Genomic DNA, 17,059 nt, shown 5'->3' with positions numbered 1-17,059 from the left:
TTGAGAACGGTTGCAAGTTTTGGCGAGTAAGATGTTGATTTACAGAAACGATCGCCTTTGGTTGTCGGGACAACTGTGACGTTCTTCGTGCGACCCGGGCGCCGTACGGCGTTGCCCGTGGGGGTAGAAGCTGACCCTTATCGATCGCGAGGACGCCATGGCCAGGCTCCTGCAGCTGCTCCTCATCATCCTCGCCGGCATCCGCATCGCGCTGCCGCCACCGACCAACCCCGCTTCAACCAAGACGAGTGGGTTCGTGTGCTCGCCGAGCGCGAGTCGTTCGCGACCGATATGGCCGTGTTGCTGGCGGTGTGGGGCGCAGCAGAACGCATGTCGCTGCCGGCGCTCTGATCCGGGTCGCGATGCGGCTGGTTCGCCGGGCTCTATGGCGCGGCGTTCGTTGCCGCGCTGGCGTTCGCGACGCCGCGGTGCAGGCGAGCGGTGACGCTCACGCTCGCAGTCCAGCCAGCACATCACTGCGCTTTCGCAAACGGTTGCAGCAGGCTCAGCCCACCCCAGCAGCCTTTATCACCGCGCGGGTCGGCGGGCTGGCGCTGGTGCTCGTCAGTGCGGTGCTGATGCGGGGCGGCTGACGCCCCTCAGCGCATCTCGCCGAGCGCGCAAGGATAAAGCGCCGCGGGCAGTTCCTGCGCGAACTTGCCGCCGACGCGTCCGCCGAGCGACCAGCGGATTTCGGCGGTACGATCGCCGACGACCGGCAATGTGAGCACCACGCGCTCGCCCACCGCGAGCGGTGCCTCGGTACGCGCCATGAAGCCGTTGAGCGAGAGGTTGACGACGGTGACGGTGTGACGCGCCCCGGCGGGATCGAACAGCCAGGTACGGCACAATGTCTCGTCGCGAGGCTCGACGCGATCCTCATACGCCATCATCGCAGTACGCGCGACCATGGGTCTTCTCCCGCTACCAAGTCCCGCGGTATAGGGCAGGGCGGGTTAACGCCGAATGAGCACGCGCTGACGGTTCGTGCTTAACCCGGGTTCACCATGCCATGGTGCTTCTTGCCGGCCGAGACGCGCACCGGCGCGCCGGCCAGCGCGATCACCGCGGCCTCGTCGCTGACCTTCTCGCCGTCGACGCGCGCGCCGCCGCCCTTGATCAGCCGCCGCGCTTCGCCCTTCGATGTCGCGAACCCCAGCGCCACCAGCGCGTCGACCAGCGGCAGCCCGCCGCTCGCGCTGATCGACGGCAGCGCCGCGCCGCTCGCGCCCTCCTCGAAGGTGCGGCGCGCGGTCTCGGCGGCCTCGTCCGCGGCGGCGCGGCCGCGGCACATCGCGGTGGCCTCGTTGGCGAGCACCTTCTTGGCCTCGTTGATCTCGGCGCCCTGCAGCGCCTCCAGCCGCGCGATCTCCCCGAGCGGCAGATCGGTGAACAGCCGCAGGAAGCGCCCGACGTCGCGGTCGTCGGTGTTGCGCCAGAACTGCCAGTAATTGAAATGCGGCAGCTGGTCCTCGTGGAGCCACACCGCGCCCGCGACGGTCTTGCCCATCTTCTGCCCGTCGGCGGTGGTGAGCAGCGGCGTGGTCACGCCGTAGACCTCGGTGCCGTCCATCCGCCGCGCCAGCTCGACGCCGTTGACGATATTGCCCCATTGATCGCTGCCGCCCATCTGCAGCCGGACGCCCTGCCGCCGCGCCAGCTCGCGGAAGTCATAGCCCTGCAGGATCATGTAGTTGAACTCGAGGAAGCTGAGCGACTGCTCGCGATCCAGCCGCAGCTTGACCGAGTCGAAGCTGAGCATGCGGTTGACGCTGAAATGCTGCCCCACCTGGCGCAGGAAAGGGATATATTCGAGCCGGTCGAGCCACTCGGCGTTGTTCACCATCACCGCGTCGGTCGGGCCATCGCCGAAGGTGAGGAAGCGTTCGAAGATGCGCTGAATGCCCGCGCTATTGGCGGCGATCACCTCGTCGCTGGCGAGCTTGCGTGCCTCGTCCTTGAAGCTGGGGTCGCCAATCTTGCCGGTGCCGCCGCCCATCAGCACCACCGGCTTGTGCCCGCTCTGCTGGAGCCGACGCAGCAGCATGATCTGCACCAGGCTGCCGACGTGGAGCGAGGGTGCGGTCGGGTCGAAGCCGATATAGCCCGGCACCACCGCACGCTGCGCCAGTGCGTCGAGCGCGGCGGCGTCGGTGATCTGGTGGACGTAGCCGCGCGCGGAGAGCAGGCGGAGCAGGTCGGACTGATAGTCGGTCATGATGCCGCGGGCGTTACACGCGCGTCAGCGGTGCGGCAATTGCGTCGTCGGATCCACCGGCGTGCGGCCGCGGCGCAGTTCGAAGTGAAGCTCGGGTCGATCGGCAAAGCCGCTCTCGCCGCTGTGCGCGATCACCTGACCTTTCTTCACCGACTGGCCGCGCTGCACCAGCAACGTGCCGGCATGGCCGTAGACCGAGGTCCAGCCGCCGCCGTGGCGCACGATCACCAGCCCGCCGAGCGCGGGCACTTCCGAGCCGACATAGGCGACCGTGCCGTCGGCGATCGCGCGCACCGGTGTGTCGAGCGGGATCGCGATCTTGATGCCGTCGTTGCGCTCGCCGGTCGCGCCGGGGCCGAAGCGGCGCACGATCGTGCCATCGACCGGCCAGACGAAGCGGCCGGGCAGCGCCGCGGGCGCCACCGTCGCGGCGCTCGGCGCGAGCACGCGGCGCGCGCTCGCCACCGGCGTCGCCGGTGCCTGACCCGCCACCACCGCGGGCTCGCCTCCGGTGAGGATCGTGTCGACGTCAAGCGTGAAGGCGGCGGCGCGCTCGGCCGCGCTGACCGGATCGCCCGGCGCGCGCGGGATCAGCACGCGCTGGCCGGCGCGGAGCAGATAGGGCTCGTCGAGCGCGTTGGCGGCGATCACCTCGCGCCACGGCACGCCATAGGCGCGCGCGATGGCGATACCGGTCTGGCCGGCGCGGACGAGGTGGTAGCGGCCGCCGGGAATGGCGAGCGTCTGGCCGGCGCGGACGGGGTAGGGCGGGCTTAGCGCGTTGGCGCGCGCGATCGCGTCGACCCCCGCGCCGGTGCGCGCCGCGATCGCGCCGAGCGTGTCGCCGGGACGGACGGTGTAGCGCTGCGCCGCGACCGTGCGCGCGTCGGGTGCGACGGGGCGTGCCTCCCAGGCGGGACGCGGCGCGGGAAGCTGCGCGACGTCGCGGCGGTCACCGAGAGCGCGGACGGGGGCGGGCGCCGCCTGCTCCTCCGTCGTCGTCGCTGCCTCTTGCCCGCCGGTCTGGCCGGCGGCCTCAGCGGCCTGTGCGTCGATCGGCGGCGCGGGCGCGGGGCGTTCGGCGGCGGGGATGCACCCCGTCAGCAGCAGCGCCAGCGCCGCCGCGCGTCTCACGCCCGCCTCACGCACCCGGTTCAGCCATAAGCACGCGAGAGCGGCTCGAGCGAGGCGTGGCGCGTGAGATCGAGCTGGAGCGGCGTCACCGTGATCCAACCTTCCGCCGCCGAGGCGAGATCGCTCTCCCCCGGCGCCGCCGCGGCGACCTTGCCAAGCGCGAGCCAATGATAGTCGTGGCCGCGCGGGTCGGTGCGCGTCTCGAACCGCGCGCGGCCGTAATCGCGTAGGCCCTGCGGCACGACGCGGATGCCGCGTACTGGACCGACGTCCGGCGCCGGAAAGTTGACGTTGACCATTGAGCGCGGTGCCCAGTCGCTTTCGAGCAGCGGTTTCAGCACGCGCTCGCCCCAAGCCTCCGCCGGCGCGAAGGAGACGTCCTCGCCCGGCGCGCGCGCGCCGTACTTCTGGCTCAGCGCGATCGAGCGGATCCCCGCCAGCGCGCCCTCCATCGCCGCCGCGACGGTGCCCGAGTACATCACGTCCTCGGCGAGATTGCCGCCGCGGTTGACGCCCGAGAGGATGAGGTCGGGCGGCGTCTCGCGCATCACCTCGGCCAAGGCGAACATTACCGCATCGGTCGGCGTGCCGCCGACGGCGTAGCGGCGCGCGTCGAAGCGCCGCACGCGCAGCGGCTTGGTAAGCGAGAGCGAGCGGCCGGTGCCGGACTGTTCGTCGGCGGGGGCGCAGACCCAAACGTCGTCGGAGAGCCGCGCGGCGATGCGCTCGAGCACGGCGAGGCCGGGGGCGTGATAGCCGTCGTCGTTGCTGAGGAGGATGCGCATCAGCTCAGATCCTCCCCGTGCCGGGGAGGAGTTTACCAATCGCGACTCTCACGCCATCGGCTCCAGCAGCGTCAGCCCGCCGAGATACGGCCGCAGCACCTCGGGAACCGCCACCGCGCCGCTCTCCTGCTGGTAATTCTCCAGCACCGCCACCAGCGTCCGTCCGACCGCCAGCCCCGAGCCGTTAAGCGTGTGGACGAAGCGCGTCGCCTTCTCGCCTTCCGGCCGATAGCGCGCGTTCATCCGCCGCGCCTGGAAGTCGGTGCAGGTCGAGCAGCTCGAGATCTCGCGGTAGCGCGCCTGGCCCGGCAGCCACACCTCCAGGTCATACGTCCGCGCCGCAGTGAAGCCCATGTCGCCCGCGCACAATTTCATCCGACGGTAGGCGAGGCCGAGCGCGTCGAGCACTCCCTCGGCACAAGCGGTCATCCGCTCGTGCTCGGCCTCGCTCGCCTCGGGCGCGACGATCGACACCATCTCGACCTTATCGAACTGATGCTGGCGGATGTAGCCACGCGTGTCGCGCCCCGCCGCGCCCGCCTCGGAGCGGAAGCACGGCGTGAGCGCGGCGAAGCGCAGCGGCAGTATGTCGTGGCTCAGGATCTTCTCGCGGACGATATTGGTCAGCGACACCTCTGCGGTGGGGATCAGCCAGCGCCCGTCGGTGGTGCGGAACAGGTCCTCGGCGAACTTGGGCAATTGCCCGGTGCCGAACACCGCCTCGTCGCGCACCAGCAGCGGCGGCGCGACTTCCTCATAGCCGTGCTCATGCGTCAGGCGGTCGAGCATGAACTGCCCGAGCGCGCGTTGCAGCCGCGCGGCTGGGCCGCGCACCAAAGTGAAGCGCGAGCCCGCGATCGCCGCGCCGGTCTCGAAGTCGAGTCCGAGTGCCGGGCCGATCGAGTCATGCTCGCGCGCCGCGAAGCCGAGGTCAGGAGGCGTGCCACGCTCGTGGACCAGCTGGTTGTCCTCCTCGTCGGCGCCGTCGGGCACGTCCGCGTAGGGCAGGTTCGGCAGCGCCGCGAGCAAGGTGTCGAGCTCGGCGCCGAGCCGCGCCTCGTCGGCCTCCAGCTCGGGCAGCCGCTGCTTGAGCGCGGCCACCTCGGCCATCAGCGCAGCCGCTGTCGCTTCGTCGCGCGCTGCCTTCGCCGCCCCGATCGCCTTGGACGCCTCGTTGCGCCGCGCCTGCGCCGCCTGCGCCTCGGTGATCAGCTCGCGCCGTTCCCGATCCAGCGCGACGATCGCTGCGGCCGAGGGGGCGACGCCGCGCCGGGCCAGAGCAGCGTCGAAAGCGTCGGGGTCGTCGCGGATCAAGCGGATGTCGTGCATGCGCGGCGCTATGGCCAAGCCGCCGCGGCGAGGCAACCCGGCGCACCGCCGCGGCGTTCACCCGAGCACACCCGCACAGACAGAGGAGAATGAGCGATGCAGGTACCCCATAACTCGGTGGTGCTGGTGGCCGACGGGCGCAAGCTGCTGTTCCTGCGCAACGAGGGTGACGACGTTCACCCCAACCTCACGGTCGAGCACGCCGAAGAGCGGCCGAACCCCGCCGACCGCGACCAGAAGACCGATGCGGCCGGCGGCGCCTCGTCGACGCAAAGCGGCGCTGGCGCCCCCAACGTGGCGCAGGGCGGCTCGATGCATGCGCAGGGCGGCGGCGCGCAATTCGCCCCATCGCGTGGCAGCATGGACGAGACCGACTTCCACCAGCTGGAGGAGGACCGTTTCGCCGCCGAGGCCGCCGACCTGCTCAAGCGCCGGGCGCTTTCCAATGACTTCGAGTCGCTGATTGTCGTGGCGCCGCCGCGTACATTGGGTGAACTGCGGAAACATTATCACAAGGAGGTCAGCCAGCGGCTCACGGGCGAGCTCAGCAAGGACCTGACCGGTCACACCATTCCCGATATCGAGCAGGCGCTGCTCTCCGCCTGACCGACGCGGGCGCCACGGGCGCCTGTCCCATCCCCGGACGAAGCCGGCGCCGCTCTGCTCATCGCCTGAGCAGGGCGGCGTTGGCCGTCGTGCGTGTTCGCTTGTGGTGGCGGGGCCACGCGACTATAGGCGCCCCAAAGGGGGCGCTCGGCGGTGCTAACGACATCCTGGGCGCAGCGGGAGTAAGTCGATGGCGACGGCGATTAATCGTTTCGGTGACGAACCCGGCACATTGGCGGCGGCCAACGACCAAGGCGGGCGCGACGGGTATCGGCCGAGTCCGGACGAACCCTTCATGAACCCGCGCCAGCAAGCGTACTTCCGCCGCAAGCTGCTCGACTGGAAGGACGCGATCCTGCGAGAGTCGCAGGGTACGCTATCGCAGCTGCAAGTCGACTCGCTGCGCGAGGCCGATCTTACTGACCGCGCCGCGAGCGAGACCGACTGGTCGCTTGAGCTGCGCACCCGCGACCGGCAACGCAAGCTGATCTCCAAGATCGAGGCGGCGCTGCGGCGGATCGACGAGGGTGAGTACGGCTATTGCGAGGTGACCGGTGAGCCGATCAGCCTCGGCCGGCTCGAGGCGCGCCCGATCGCAACAATGACGGTCGAGGCGCAGGAGCGGCACGAGCGCAACGAGAAGGTATCGCGCGACGATTGATCGCGGATCGGCTGAGGGCGGCACGCGCTAACGGCCGCTTAACGCTTTTGCCGGTAGATTTGCCGAGAGCAAGCAGGCGGTGGACGGGATGGGGTCTTTCGGACAGTTGACGACGGTGGGCGGCAGCATGAGCGGGCATGACGACGAGAGCCGCGCACCGGGTGCACAGGCTGACAAGCGCCGCGACTTGCGTGGTCGTGATGATGTCGCGATGTCGGCGCGCTTGCGCCTGGCCGGCCAGGTGGACGGTTTCGACGTGAGCGTGCGCAACGTGTCCGCGGGCGGGCTGATGGCGGAGCTGCCCCATCCGATGGTGCCGGACAGTGCGGTTGAGATCGAACTCGCGGGGCTCGGCTGGGTTGCGGGACGGATTGCGTGGCAGATCGAGCGTCGCGCCGGGATTGCCTTCGACGAACTGATCGACCCGGCCGCCCTCCTTCATCACTGAGCCACTGGACGCCCAGGCATTGATCGTGCCAAGGGGACCGGGTCACGCGGGCGTGGCGGAATGGTAGACGCAGCGGACTCAAAATCCGCCGTAGCAATACATGTCGGTTCGAGTCCGACCGCCCGTACCAGATCGAGCGTGGATCCAAACGGCAGAGGCGTCGCCTGCCGACGGCGCTAACGCCTCTTGCGACTTCCCCCAGCCTGCCGCGAGGCCGGACGTGAGCGGAGATCCATGGCGTGGCCGCAGCTACGATGCGACCATTATTGTTGGGCAAATTTTGAAGGCGCCGAGGCATGGCGGCGGCTCGGTTGTAACCCGCTATACGCCGCCATCGCCGCATCACGCCGCCAGATCGGGCTCCAGCAGGCGGTGCAGGTGCACCACGACATATTTCATCTCGGCATCGTCCACCGTGCGCTGCGCTGCCGCGCGCCATGCTTTCTCGGCGCTCGCGTAATCGGGGAACACGCCGACGATGTCGATTGACGTGAGGTCGGCGAAGTCGAGCGTGCGTGGATCGCTTACGCGTCCACCGAAGACGAGGTGCAGCTTGCTCATGGGGCGGCTCCTGAGAGGGTGAGCGGCGCCCGGCGACCACTGACTGACCCGAACAGGCGAGAGCGGCCGACGCGCGCGTGACCGCTCTCCTGATGCCCATACGAAATCGGTGCCGCGGTGCCGACCACCTGTTGTGAAATCGGCCTTAGCGCCACCCGTCGCGTGATTGAAGGGGTCAGCTCGCGGTCTTCACCTGCTCCTTGCCCGCCCTGGCGGCCGCCGCGCCCGCGTTGGCTGCTGCCTTGACCACACCCTGGAACAGCGACTTCGCCTGGTCGCGTGCGCCGTTGGGGGTCAGCCCCAGCTGCTCGATCTCACCGCGGCCCGCCTCCTTGGCGGCGGCGACCGCGGCCAGCGCGGCGGCGCTCACCTTCCTGCCCACCGGCGCCAGCAGGTCCTTCTCGCGCTGACTGCGCGGGATCACCGCCGCCACCAGCGCGCCGAGCGCCAGCCCGCCCACGACCAGCCCCAGCGGGTTGGCCTCGATCGTCTCGGCGGTGGCATGCGCCGCGTCGCTGGCGCGGTGACGGGCGCTCTCATAAGCGTGCGACGCCTTGTCGCGGGCGGTGTCTACGCCGTCGCGCAGGCGGCCGTGGGTGTCGGCATCATGATGTTGGTCGGTCATGGTCTTATCCTCTCGGCCGAGTAGGCGAAGTTGATGTCAGTGTTTGGTCTTGCTGAGCACGCGCGCGATCCGCTTGCGCGCCAGAAAAGCGAGCAGCAGCGCACCCGCGCCGAGCGCGGTCGCCGGATTGCGGCGAGCGGCTTCGAGGCTCTTGCGGGCGGCGCGATTGCCGCCGCCGAGCACCTCGGCCTTGGCGACGCTCACCAGACGGCGCGGCTCGAGCTCGGCCTGCAGGGCCTCGACGGTGCCGTTGAGCCGCGCCCGCGCTTCGGCCGCGCGAGCCTCTGCGACCGACAGATCCGCGCCGCTCACTGGCCCGGCCTCGCCGACAGGCGCGCACGACCCGCAAGCGCGAGCACCAGCGCGACGAGCAGCACCACGCCCACCACCGCGGCGGTGGCCAGCCCGGGGCCGATCAGCGTCGCCAATGTGAACACAAGCCCGACCAGCAGCGTGATCAGCGCGGCCAGCGCGAGCACTCCCGCGCTGGCGAACAGCACCGCGGCGCGCTGATAGCGCGTCGCGGCGGCGCTCGCCTTGGCCTTGGCCAGCGCGATCTCGGCGCGCGCCACGTCGCGCGCGTCATGCGTGAGCCGCGCGACGAGATGGGGAATGCTGGGTTCCCCGAGCACTGGTTCGCGGAGGTCCATCGCGTCAGGCGTCGCGCTGGTCGAGGCCCGAGCTCAGCAGTCGCGCCACGACGAAGCCGATGCCCGCCGCAACGCCGACAGCCACGGTTGGGCTCTTGCGCACCAGTTCGCGCGCGTCGGCGAGCAGGTCGTCAACGCTCTTCTCGTCGATCGCGCTGGTGAACCCCTCGACGCGGTCAGCCGCGCCGCGCGCATACTGGCCGTATTGCTCGCCGAGCTTGCCGTCGACCTGCTGCGCCGCGTCGCGCAACAGTTGCGACAGCTGACCGAGCGCGTCGGTCGCCTTGGTCTTGCCGTCCTCGGCATAAAGGCGTGCCTTGTCGACCGCCTGCTCACGACCTCTGGCGACATTGTCGCGCAGCGTCTGCTTGGCGCCCTCGATCGTGCTGCCACTTGAAGCTGCCTCACCACCCGGTTCGTCCGCGGGCGAGAACTCTACGCCGGCGTCCTTGAGCGGCGCGGCGGGGGTGAAGCTTGCGTCCGCGGGCGGCGGCGTGATGTCCTCCGCGGTGATCGGCTGCGCGATGTCGCGGTCCTGCTGGTCGGCCATGTTTCATCCTTCCCTGGTCGAAGTCGAACAACCGGCGCGGCGGGCCACGGTTCCCTCGCGTTGCAGCGCGCTGCGGTGATCGCTACACGCGGCGGCGTCGCCGATAGGCAGCAAGCTAAGAGGATCGTTACGTGACCGCAATTATCGACCTGCACGGCCGCCAGATCATCGACAGCCGCGGCAATCCCACCGTCGAAGTCGACGTCCTGCTCGACGACGGCAGCTTCGGCCGCGCGGCGGTGCCGTCGGGCGCCTCCACCGGCGCGCACGAGGCGGTGGAGAAGCGCGACGGCGACAAGGCGCGCTGGTCGGGCAAGGGCGTCGATCGCGCGATCGAGGCGGTCAACGACGAGATCGCGGAGGCGATCGTCGGTCTCGACGCCGAGGACCAGCTCGAGATCGACCAGGCGATGATCGAGCTGGACGGGACCGAGAACAAAAGCCGGCTCGGCGCCAACGCGATCCTCGGCGTCAGCCTTGCGGTCGCCAAGGCCGCGGCGGACGCGCGCGGGCTGCCGCTCTACCGCTATGTCGGCGGGGTCGCGGCACATGTCCTGCCGGTGCCGATGATGAACATCATCAACGGCGGCGAGCATGCCGACAATCCGATTGACTTCCAGGAGTTCATGGTCGTGCCGGTGGGCGCGGAGTCGATCGCCGAGGCGGTGCGCTGCGGCTCGGAAATCTTCCACACGCTCAAGAAGGGGCTGAGCGAAAAGGGTCTCGCCACCGCGGTGGGCGACGAGGGCGGCTTTGCGCCCAACCTCGCCAGCACCACCGACGCGCTCGACTTCATCATGACCTCGATCGAGCGCGCCGGCTACACGCCGGGCGACGATGTGATGCTGGCGCTCGACTGCGCCGCGACCGAGTTCTTCAAGGAAGGCAAGTACGTCATCTCGGGTGAGAACCTCACACTCGAGCCGGGAGCGATGGCGGATTATCTCGCCGATCTCGCCGCGCGTTACCCGATCTTCTCGATCGAGGACGGCATGGCCGAGGACGACTTCGAAGGGTGGAAGGCGCTCACCGATGCAATCGGCAAGAAGGTGCAACTGGTCGGTGACGACCTGTTCGTCACCAACCCCAAGCGCCTGCGCGACGGCATCGGGCAGGGCCTGGCCAACTCGCTGCTGGTCAAGGTCAATCAGATCGGCACGCTGAGCGAGACGCTCGAGGCAATCCGCGTCGCCGAGCGCGCCGGTTATACCGCGGTGATGTCGCATCGCTCGGGCGAGACCGAGGACTCGACGATCGCGGACCTGGCAGTCGCGACCAACTGCGGGCAGATCAAGACGGGCAGCCTGGCCCGCTCGGACCGGCTCGCCAAGTACAACCAGCTGATCCGCATCGAGGAGGAGCTGGGCGCCGTGGCGCGCTATGCCGGACGCGACGTGCTGCGCACGCGCTAAGGGGGCTTGCCAAGGGCATGGCGGCGCGCGAGAATCGCGCCGCCATGCCCGCCCGCAAACCCGATCGTCTCCGGACCACGCTCCGTTCCGCCGCGCTGCCCGCGCTGGCGGTTACGATCATGCTGTTCTTCGGCGCTTATGCCGTGCTGGGCCCCAATGGTGTGCTCGCGCTAGGGGATTATAAGCGTCAGCTGGCGCTGCGTGAGCGCCAGTTCGCGACGCTCGACACGCGGCGCGAGATGCTGCGCAACCGAGTGGCGCTGCTTGATCCGCGCCATGCGAACCCTGACATGGTCGACGAGCTGGTGCGCAAGGAACTCAACGTTGCGCACCCCGACGAGGTGATCGTCCCGCTGAAATGAGGGGCGCGGCCTGAGTGTGGACCTACACTCGCCAAAAAGAACCGAGCTTCCGGCAAAAGCCGGGGTCCAGTTGGGAAGGCGGTCAAGGGACCCACTCCGGTCACCCAACTGGACCCCGGCTTTCGCCGGGGCGGCGACAATTGCCTAGGGTATGTGGCATTGCACCAAGAGCGATCGTTCGGTTCCCCCCCCCCCCGATCACCGTCCCAGGAAGGTCAGCAGGTCGCGCGTCAGCCGGTCGCTTTCGGTGGCGAACAGGCCGTGCGGCGCGCCGTCATATTCCACGAGCTGCGCATCCTGAATACCGCGCGCCGCCTGACGGCCGCTCGGATCGATTGGCACGGTCTTGTCGCTGGTGCCGTGGAGCACCAGCGTAGGGACACGAAACGCCGGAAGGTCGGGCCGAAAGTCGGTGTAGCCGAAGCTTTCGGCACATTTCAGCGTCGGCTGCAGCCCCGCCTGCATCGCCAGCCGCCACGCCCAGTCGAGCGTTGCCTCGCTGACCGGGCTGGTGACATAGCCCACGCCGAAGAAGTCCTTGAAGAACGAGCGGAAGAAGTTGGGTCGATCCTTCAGGATGCCATCGGCAATACCCTGCAGCGTCTCCTCGGCGACGCCACCGGGATTATCGTCGGTCTTGACCATATAGGGCACGACCGAGCTGATGAGCGCCGCCGACACCACGCCCTTGCCATCATAGCGCGATTGATAGCGCGCCACCTCGCCGCCGCCCATTGAGAAACCGACCAGCGTTACGTCCTGCGTCGCGCCCGCCGCCTCGAGCACGTCGTGGAGGTCGTCAGTCAGCGTGTTATAATCGTAGCCGTGCCACGGCTGGCCCGAGCGACCGAATCCGCGGCGGTCGTAGGCGATCGCGCGAAAGCCGTTGTCGGCCAGCGCTTTCATCTGCGGGTCCCAGCTGTCCGACGACAGCGGCCAGCCGTGCAGTAGGACGACCGGACGACCCGTGCCCCAGTCCTTGACGTACAGATCGGTACCGTCGCGTGTCTTGATATAGGGCATGGGGCATGGTCCTCGGAAGCTAAGCCACGTTAACTTCCGCCCCGCGGTGCCGTTCCGCTCAACCGATCGCGTCGGCGGGGGCGACTGGCCCAGCGTGCGGCTGCGCTGCGAGGAAGGACTCCACCTCGCCAAGAGCCACCTCACGGTCGAGGTAGGTACGGCCGATCCCATGGGCGAGCAGGAAGGGGAGGGTGCCAGCCTCCATCTTCTTGTCGTGCCGCATATGCTCGATCAACCGCGCGGCCGGGGCGGCGATTCCGGCGGCGGCGAGCCCGTCGGGCAGGCCGCTCGCGCGCCAGTGCGCGGCGACGCGCTCCGCCTCGGCGACCGCACAGCGGCCGGTCGCGGCGGAGAAGGCGAAAGCAAGCGCGCAGCCCGCCGCGACCGCTTCGCCGTGCAGCAGCCGGTCGGAGAAGCCCGCCTCCGCCTCAAGCGCATGCCCGAAGGTATGGCCGAGGTTGAGCAGGGCGCGGCGCCCGTTGGTCTCGTGCTCGTCCTCGGCGACGATCCGCGCCTTGGCGGCGACCGCGTGTGCGATCGCGTAAGTACGTGCTCCCGGATCGCCGGAGAGCAGCGCGGCGCCGTTTCGTTCGCACCAGGTGAAAAAGTCGGCGTCGTCGATCAGTCCGTATTTGACCACCTCGGCATAGCCGGCGCGGACCTGGCGTGCTGGGAGCGTGTCGAGCACGTCGGGGTCGATCAGCACCAGCCGCGGCTGGTGGAAGGCGCCGATGAGGTTCTTGCCTGCGCGCGCATTGATCCCGGTCTTGCCGCCGACCGACGAATCGACCTGCGCCAACAACGTCGTCGGGATCTGGACGAAGCGGCAGCCGCGCTTGAGAATTGCGCTGGCGAAGCCGACCAGGTCCCCAATCACGCCGCCGCCCAGCGCGACCACGTGATCGCCGCGCTCGACGCCGAGCGCGAGCAACTGATCGGTCAGCTTCTCGAGCGTCGACCAGCTCTTCGACGCCTCGCCCGCGGGCAGCACGATCGAGCGATGACCCACGCCGGCGGCATCGAGCGCGGCGCCAAGCGCGGCGAGATGGTCGGCGACGTTGACGTCGGCGACGATCACCAGCGGGCGCTTGCCCGCGAGCGGCGCCAGCAGCTCACCCGCGCGCGCCAGCAGTCCCGGCTCGATCACCACGTCGTAGCTGCGCTCGCCCAGTCTCACAGCGACGGTGGCGCGCGCGCCGGTCTGATCGATGGTCATCTGCCAAGGGCCTCCAGGATCGCGCGCACCGTCTGCTCGTGTGGCGCATTGGCGCTGACGACACGGAGATGCGCCAGCGCGTACAGGGGATTGCGCACAGCGGCGAGGTCCCGCAGCACTGCCGCGGGATCGCGTCCGCGCAGCAGCGGGCGCGTGTCGCGGCGACGTACGCGCTCGGCCAGCACCTCCACCGGCGCGTCGAGCCAGATCGCTAGCGCCTCCGCCAGAATGAGCGCGCGCGTCTCCTCGTTGACGAAGGCGCCGCCGCCGGTCGCGATCACCTTGGGTCGGCCGTCCACCAGCCGCTGGATCACGCGGCGCTCGCCGTCGCGAAAATAGTCCTCGCCGAACTGCGCGAATATGTCGCTGATCGACATGCCCGCGGCGGCCTCGATCTCGCTGTCGGCATCGACGAAGGGCAGTCCCAATCGCGTCGCCAGCCGGCGCCCCACCGTGGACTTGCCCGCGCCCATCAGCCCGACCAGCACGATCGGCTGGCCGATCCAGGCGGCTCCTCGTTCGCGTGGGGCAGGCGGGCTTTGCAACATCGTCGGCAGGGCTATACAGCGCCTTCGGGTCCCGGCAACAGCGTGCGCGCCGCGCGCCAGTCCGGGGCGAATGGGCGCGTGCGCGATGGGGTATCCATGTCTCGGTTGATCGTCTCTGTGGTGGTGTTGCTGGTGATCGTGCTCGGCGCCTTGTTCTTCCTTTCCGGGCGCGCAACCGAGCAGCCGACGGCGCGGGTCGAGAAGGCGGTCGAGCTTGGCAACCTCGCGAACTAGGCGCGCGCTCATCGCGGGGGCCGCGGCGCTTGCGATCGGTGCCGCCGCCGCGGCGCAGCAGCGGCCCGAATCGCTGCTCCCGCCCGGCTTCAGCGATACGACGCCGGCACCGACGCCATCCCCGGCGGCGACCGCACCTGCGAGCGGCGGCAATGCGTCGCCCGGTGTCGCGCCGGCGACTGCGCCGCGCGTCACGGCGACCACGCCGGCCGGACCGTTGCCGCCGCTCCCACCATTGGTGATGCCGTCGCCGACCGCGACGCCGACGCCGGCGGCGCCGCGTTATGAACTGCCGGCGTTCGCGCGGCGCTCGCTTGCCCAGGTCGGCGCCAGCGACAGTTTCGCCGCGGACGCGTTCGCCGGCGCCGACGGCCGTTATGTCGAGCGGCTGATGCGCAGCCTGTCCGCGCCGCTGCCGTCGCGCTGGCTGTCCATCGCGCTACGCCGGTTGCTTGCCGCGCAGCTGATCACCCCCGCGCAGGTCAATGGCGCCGATTTCGCCGCGGAGCGTGCCTGGCTTCTGCTGCGCATGGGCGAATCGGTGACGGCGCGTGCGGTGGCGCAGGCGGTCGATTCCGATCGGGTGACGCCCAAGCTGCGGCAGGTGTGGATGCAGACCGCGCTCGCGACCGCCGACCCCGCTGCTTTGTGCCCGCTTGCCGCCGGGGCCGGGGACAGCGAGCGTGGCTGGGTCGTCGCGCGCGCGATCTGCGCCGGGCTGACCGGTACCGCCAAGACCCAGCCGCTGATCGCCGAGATCCGGCGCCGCCGCGTCGCGAGCGGGATCGATCTCCAGCTCGCGCAGAAGGTGATGGGCGCCGGGCTCGACAGCCGCCAGGCGATCACGATCGAATGGGCGCCGGTGACCGAGCTGACCGCATGGCGCTTCGGGCTTGCCACCGCGACCGGCGTGACGGTTCCGCCCGAACTCTACGCGACGGTTGGCGCGCAGGTGACCGCATGGCGTGCGCTGGCACCTGCGATCCCGCTCGCGCAGCGCGCCGTAGTCGCCGATCAGGCCGCCGCGATGGGGGCGCTGTCGAGCGCGGCTTTGGTCGACCTCTATTCGGCGCTGGCCGACGGTGACGACGTGCCCGCACCCCTCGCGCGCACCGCCAACGACCTGCGCGATGCTTATGTCGGGGACAGCCTCGATACCCGCGTCGGCGCGATGACCCGGCTGTGGGATGCCGCGGAAACACCGGCGGCGCGCTACGGCCGGATGATCCTGACCGCACGCGCCGCGGCGCGCCTGCGCCCGGCGGATGAGGTGGAGCAGGCCGACCGGCTGGTCGCCTCGATGCTGAGCGCCGGGCTCGATCGCACCGCGCAGCGCTGGCGCGGCCATGTGCGCGCGGGCGGCGACGCCTGGGCGATGCTGGTCCTCGCCGATCCGGATGGCGCCGCTCGCGGCGTCAGCGCACGCGACTATGCGCCGGGCGGCGCGAACGCGGAGCGCAAGAAGCAGTTGTTCTTCGCCGCGCTGGCGGGCCTCGGCGACGTGCCCGCGCGCGAACTGGCGGACGAGGGCGAGCGATTCGGGGTGCCGGTCGCTGCCGAGAACAGCTGGACGCGCGCGCTCGATCGCGCGGTCGCGACGCGTCAGCAGGGTAGCGTGCTGCTGCTCGCCGCAGTCGGGCTGCAGGCGCACGGCTGGGAAACGGTCCCGCCGGCGGCGCTGTACCGGGTGATCGCGGCACTGCGTGCGGTTGGTCTCGATGGCGAGGCGCGGATGATCGCGGCCGAGGCGATCGCGCGGCTCTGATGCGCCCAGCCGCGCCGAGCGCTGGTGCGTCCGACGACGATCGACGCGCGATCGAACGATTCCTCGAGATGTTGGCGGCACAGGCGGGGGCGGCGACGAACACGCTGGCGGCCTACCGCCGCGACCTCGCGCTCGCCTCGGCGGCGCTCGACGGTGGACTGGCGGCGGCGGACGAGGCCAAGCTGGCGCAGCTGGCGGACGGGTGGGGCGCGCTGGCGAGTGCGAGCGTGGCGCGCAAGGCGTCGGCATTGCGCCGCTTCTTCGCCTTTCTTGCGGAGGAGGGCGCGCGCGCGGACGATCCCTCGGCCGCGCTGCCGCGGCCCACCACGCGTCGCGCGCTGCCGCGTACGCTCAGCCACGCCGACATCGATCGGCTGTTCGCCGCCATCGCGGAGCGACTCGCTCGCGAGCCGGTCATCCCCACCGACCTGCGGCTCGCTGCGTTGATCGAATTGCTTTACGGCTCCGGGCTGCGCGCGACCGAGCTGGTGTCGCTGCCGCGCAACGCGGTCCATCCCGATCGCCCCTTCCTGATCCTGCGCGGAAAGGGGGGCAAGGAGCGGCTGGTGCCGATCTCCGACCGTGCCCGCGCCGCCGTGGCGGCTTGGCGCGCGCATGTCGCGACAGATCGCGCATTCCTGTTCCCTTCGGGCGGCACGCATATCTCGCGCGTACGGCTATTCCAGCTGGTGCGCGCGCTCGCCGCCGAGGCCGGGATCCCGCCCGACCGAATCAGTCCGCACGTGCTGCGGCACGCCTTTGCGACTCATCTGCTGGAGGGCGGTGCCGATCTGCGCGCGCTGCAGACGATGCTCGGTCACGCCGATATCGCCACCACCGAGATTTACACGCATGTCGACAGCCGTCGGTTGGTCGAGCTGGTCAACGAGCGCCACCCGCTCGTTGACGCGTTGCGTCACCGCGCCTAGCTG

The 17,059-nt window shown here is 70.0% G+C and carries 21 protein-coding genes and 1 tRNA gene; 9 read left to right on the top strand and 13 right to left on the bottom strand.

Annotation, left to right across the window (positions count from 1 at the left end):
• Nucleotides 1-599 precede the first annotated feature (599 nt).
• The 5 genes from ACMGDM_RS00280 to serS form a co-directional block, all read right to left on the bottom strand.
• Complete coding sequence (locus ACMGDM_RS00280) at nucleotides 600-911, bottom strand: PilZ domain-containing protein (protein WP_436802144.1); 312 nt, start codon at nucleotides 909-911, stop codon at nucleotides 600-602.
• 80 nt (nucleotides 912-991) lie between these two features.
• A complete protein-coding gene (gene tyrS / locus ACMGDM_RS00275) occupies nucleotides 992-2,218 on the bottom strand; it encodes a tyrosine--tRNA ligase (RefSeq protein ID WP_436802143.1) in 1,227 nt (408 codons plus the stop codon).
• Between the two features lie 24 nt (nucleotides 2,219-2,242).
• Nucleotides 2,243-3,352 (bottom strand): peptidoglycan DD-metalloendopeptidase family protein, encoded by a 1,110-nt coding sequence (locus tag ACMGDM_RS00270; protein WP_436802142.1) that lies wholly within the window; start codon nucleotides 3,350-3,352, stop codon nucleotides 2,243-2,245.
• A gap of 20 nt (nucleotides 3,353-3,372) precedes the next feature.
• On the bottom strand, nucleotides 3,373-4,137 hold the full coding sequence (gene surE / locus ACMGDM_RS00265; protein WP_436802141.1) for a 5'/3'-nucleotidase SurE: 765 nt from the start codon (nucleotides 4,135-4,137) through the stop codon (nucleotides 3,373-3,375).
• A 48-nt stretch (nucleotides 4,138-4,185) separates the two neighbouring features.
• The gene (gene serS, locus ACMGDM_RS00260) at nucleotides 4,186-5,466 is read right to left on the bottom strand and encodes a serine--tRNA ligase (RefSeq protein WP_436802140.1); all 1,281 of its coding nucleotides are present in this window, start codon (nucleotides 5,464-5,466) and stop codon (nucleotides 4,186-4,188) included.
• Between the two features lie 96 nt (nucleotides 5,467-5,562).
• Here serS and ACMGDM_RS00255 point away from each other — a divergent pair, with 96 nt between their 5' ends.
• The 4 genes from ACMGDM_RS00255 to ACMGDM_RS00240 all read left to right on the top strand — a co-directional run bounded on the left by ACMGDM_RS00255 (nucleotide 5,563) and on the right by ACMGDM_RS00240 (nucleotide 7,311).
• On the top strand, nucleotides 5,563-6,072 hold the full coding sequence (locus ACMGDM_RS00255; protein ID WP_436802139.1) for a host attachment family protein: 510 nt from the start codon (nucleotides 5,563-5,565) through the stop codon (nucleotides 6,070-6,072).
• Between the two features lie 190 nt (nucleotides 6,073-6,262).
• The gene (dksA, locus tag ACMGDM_RS00250; protein WP_436802138.1) at nucleotides 6,263-6,733 is read left to right on the top strand and encodes an RNA polymerase-binding protein DksA; all 471 of its coding nucleotides are present in this window, start codon (nucleotides 6,263-6,265) and stop codon (nucleotides 6,731-6,733) included.
• Between the two features lie 127 nt (nucleotides 6,734-6,860).
• Entirely contained in the window at nucleotides 6,861-7,181 is a 321-nt protein-coding gene (locus tag ACMGDM_RS00245) for a PilZ domain-containing protein (protein ID WP_436802137.1), read from the top strand.
• Between the two features lie 46 nt (nucleotides 7,182-7,227).
• Nucleotides 7,228-7,311: transfer RNA gene (locus ACMGDM_RS00240), tRNA-Leu, on the top strand.
• A gap of 212 nt (nucleotides 7,312-7,523) precedes the next feature.
• Here ACMGDM_RS00240 and ACMGDM_RS00235 read toward each other — a convergent pair.
• The 5 genes from ACMGDM_RS00235 to ACMGDM_RS00215 form a co-directional block, all read right to left on the bottom strand.
• Entirely contained in the window at nucleotides 7,524-7,742 is a 219-nt protein-coding gene (locus tag ACMGDM_RS00235) for a DUF4170 domain-containing protein (protein ID WP_436802136.1), read from the bottom strand.
• 175 nt (nucleotides 7,743-7,917) lie between these two features.
• A complete protein-coding gene (locus ACMGDM_RS00230) occupies nucleotides 7,918-8,367 on the bottom strand; it encodes a hypothetical protein (RefSeq protein WP_436802135.1) in 450 nt (149 codons plus the stop codon).
• Between the two features lie 36 nt (nucleotides 8,368-8,403).
• Entirely contained in the window at nucleotides 8,404-8,679 is a 276-nt protein-coding gene (locus ACMGDM_RS00225; RefSeq protein ID WP_436802134.1) for a DUF3618 domain-containing protein, read from the bottom strand.
• The gene (locus ACMGDM_RS00220) at nucleotides 8,676-9,017 is read right to left on the bottom strand and encodes a phage holin family protein (protein WP_436802133.1); all 342 of its coding nucleotides are present in this window, start codon (nucleotides 9,015-9,017) and stop codon (nucleotides 8,676-8,678) included. The genes ACMGDM_RS00225 and ACMGDM_RS00220 overlap by 4 nt, the downstream gene beginning before the upstream one ends.
• A gap of 4 nt (nucleotides 9,018-9,021) precedes the next feature.
• The gene (locus tag ACMGDM_RS00215; protein WP_436802132.1) at nucleotides 9,022-9,567 is read right to left on the bottom strand and encodes a hypothetical protein; all 546 of its coding nucleotides are present in this window, start codon (nucleotides 9,565-9,567) and stop codon (nucleotides 9,022-9,024) included.
• A 131-nt stretch (nucleotides 9,568-9,698) separates the two neighbouring features.
• Here ACMGDM_RS00215 and eno point away from each other — a divergent pair, with 131 nt between their 5' ends.
• Nucleotides 9,699-10,979, top strand: a complete 1,281-nt coding sequence (eno, locus tag ACMGDM_RS00210; protein WP_436802131.1) for a phosphopyruvate hydratase — start codon at nucleotides 9,699-9,701, stop codon at nucleotides 10,977-10,979.
• A gap of 44 nt (nucleotides 10,980-11,023) precedes the next feature.
• Nucleotides 11,024-11,341 carry an FtsB family cell division protein gene (locus ACMGDM_RS00205; protein ID WP_436802130.1) on the top strand — a complete coding sequence of 106 codons (318 nt, stop codon included), beginning with the start codon at nucleotides 11,024-11,026 and terminating at the stop codon, nucleotides 11,339-11,341.
• A gap of 198 nt (nucleotides 11,342-11,539) precedes the next feature.
• On the opposite strand, the gene ACMGDM_RS00200 is transcribed toward ACMGDM_RS00205, so the two are convergent.
• From ACMGDM_RS00200 to ACMGDM_RS00190, 3 genes are read right to left on the bottom strand one after another with little or no spacing between them, the layout of a single operon-like run.
• Complete coding sequence (locus ACMGDM_RS00200; RefSeq protein ID WP_436802129.1) at nucleotides 11,540-12,364, bottom strand: alpha/beta fold hydrolase; 825 nt, start codon at nucleotides 12,362-12,364, stop codon at nucleotides 11,540-11,542.
• A gap of 58 nt (nucleotides 12,365-12,422) precedes the next feature.
• On the bottom strand, nucleotides 12,423-13,580 hold the full coding sequence (gene aroB, locus ACMGDM_RS00195; protein WP_436802128.1) for a 3-dehydroquinate synthase: 1,158 nt from the start codon (nucleotides 13,578-13,580) through the stop codon (nucleotides 12,423-12,425).
• A complete protein-coding gene (locus tag ACMGDM_RS00190) occupies nucleotides 13,577-14,128 on the bottom strand; it encodes a shikimate kinase (RefSeq protein ID WP_436802127.1) in 552 nt (183 codons plus the stop codon). Before ACMGDM_RS00190 ends, aroB begins: the two co-directional genes overlap by 4 nt.
• Before the next feature lie 96 nt (nucleotides 14,129-14,224).
• Here ACMGDM_RS00190 and ACMGDM_RS00185 point away from each other — a divergent pair, with 96 nt between their 5' ends.
• From ACMGDM_RS00185 to ACMGDM_RS00175, 3 genes are read left to right on the top strand one after another with little or no spacing between them, the layout of a single operon-like run.
• Nucleotides 14,225-14,362 carry a hypothetical protein gene (locus ACMGDM_RS00185; RefSeq protein WP_436802126.1) on the top strand — a complete coding sequence of 46 codons (138 nt, stop codon included), beginning with the start codon at nucleotides 14,225-14,227 and terminating at the stop codon, nucleotides 14,360-14,362.
• On the top strand, nucleotides 14,343-16,127 hold the full coding sequence (locus ACMGDM_RS00180) for a hypothetical protein (protein ID WP_436802125.1): 1,785 nt from the start codon (nucleotides 14,343-14,345) through the stop codon (nucleotides 16,125-16,127). Before ACMGDM_RS00185 ends, ACMGDM_RS00180 begins: the two co-directional genes overlap by 20 nt.
• A complete protein-coding gene (locus tag ACMGDM_RS00175; protein ID WP_436802124.1) occupies nucleotides 16,127-17,056 on the top strand; it encodes a tyrosine recombinase in 930 nt (309 codons plus the stop codon). Before ACMGDM_RS00180 ends, ACMGDM_RS00175 begins: the two co-directional genes overlap by 1 nt.
• Nucleotides 17,057-17,059 lie beyond the last annotated feature (3 nt).

This window comes from Sphingomonas larreae (assembly GCF_051400595.1).
Lineage (GTDB): Bacteria > Pseudomonadota > Alphaproteobacteria > Sphingomonadales > Sphingomonadaceae > Sphingomonas.
The sequence above is the reverse complement of the archived record's forward strand: the minus strand, read 5'-3'. Positions and strand labels throughout refer to the sequence as shown.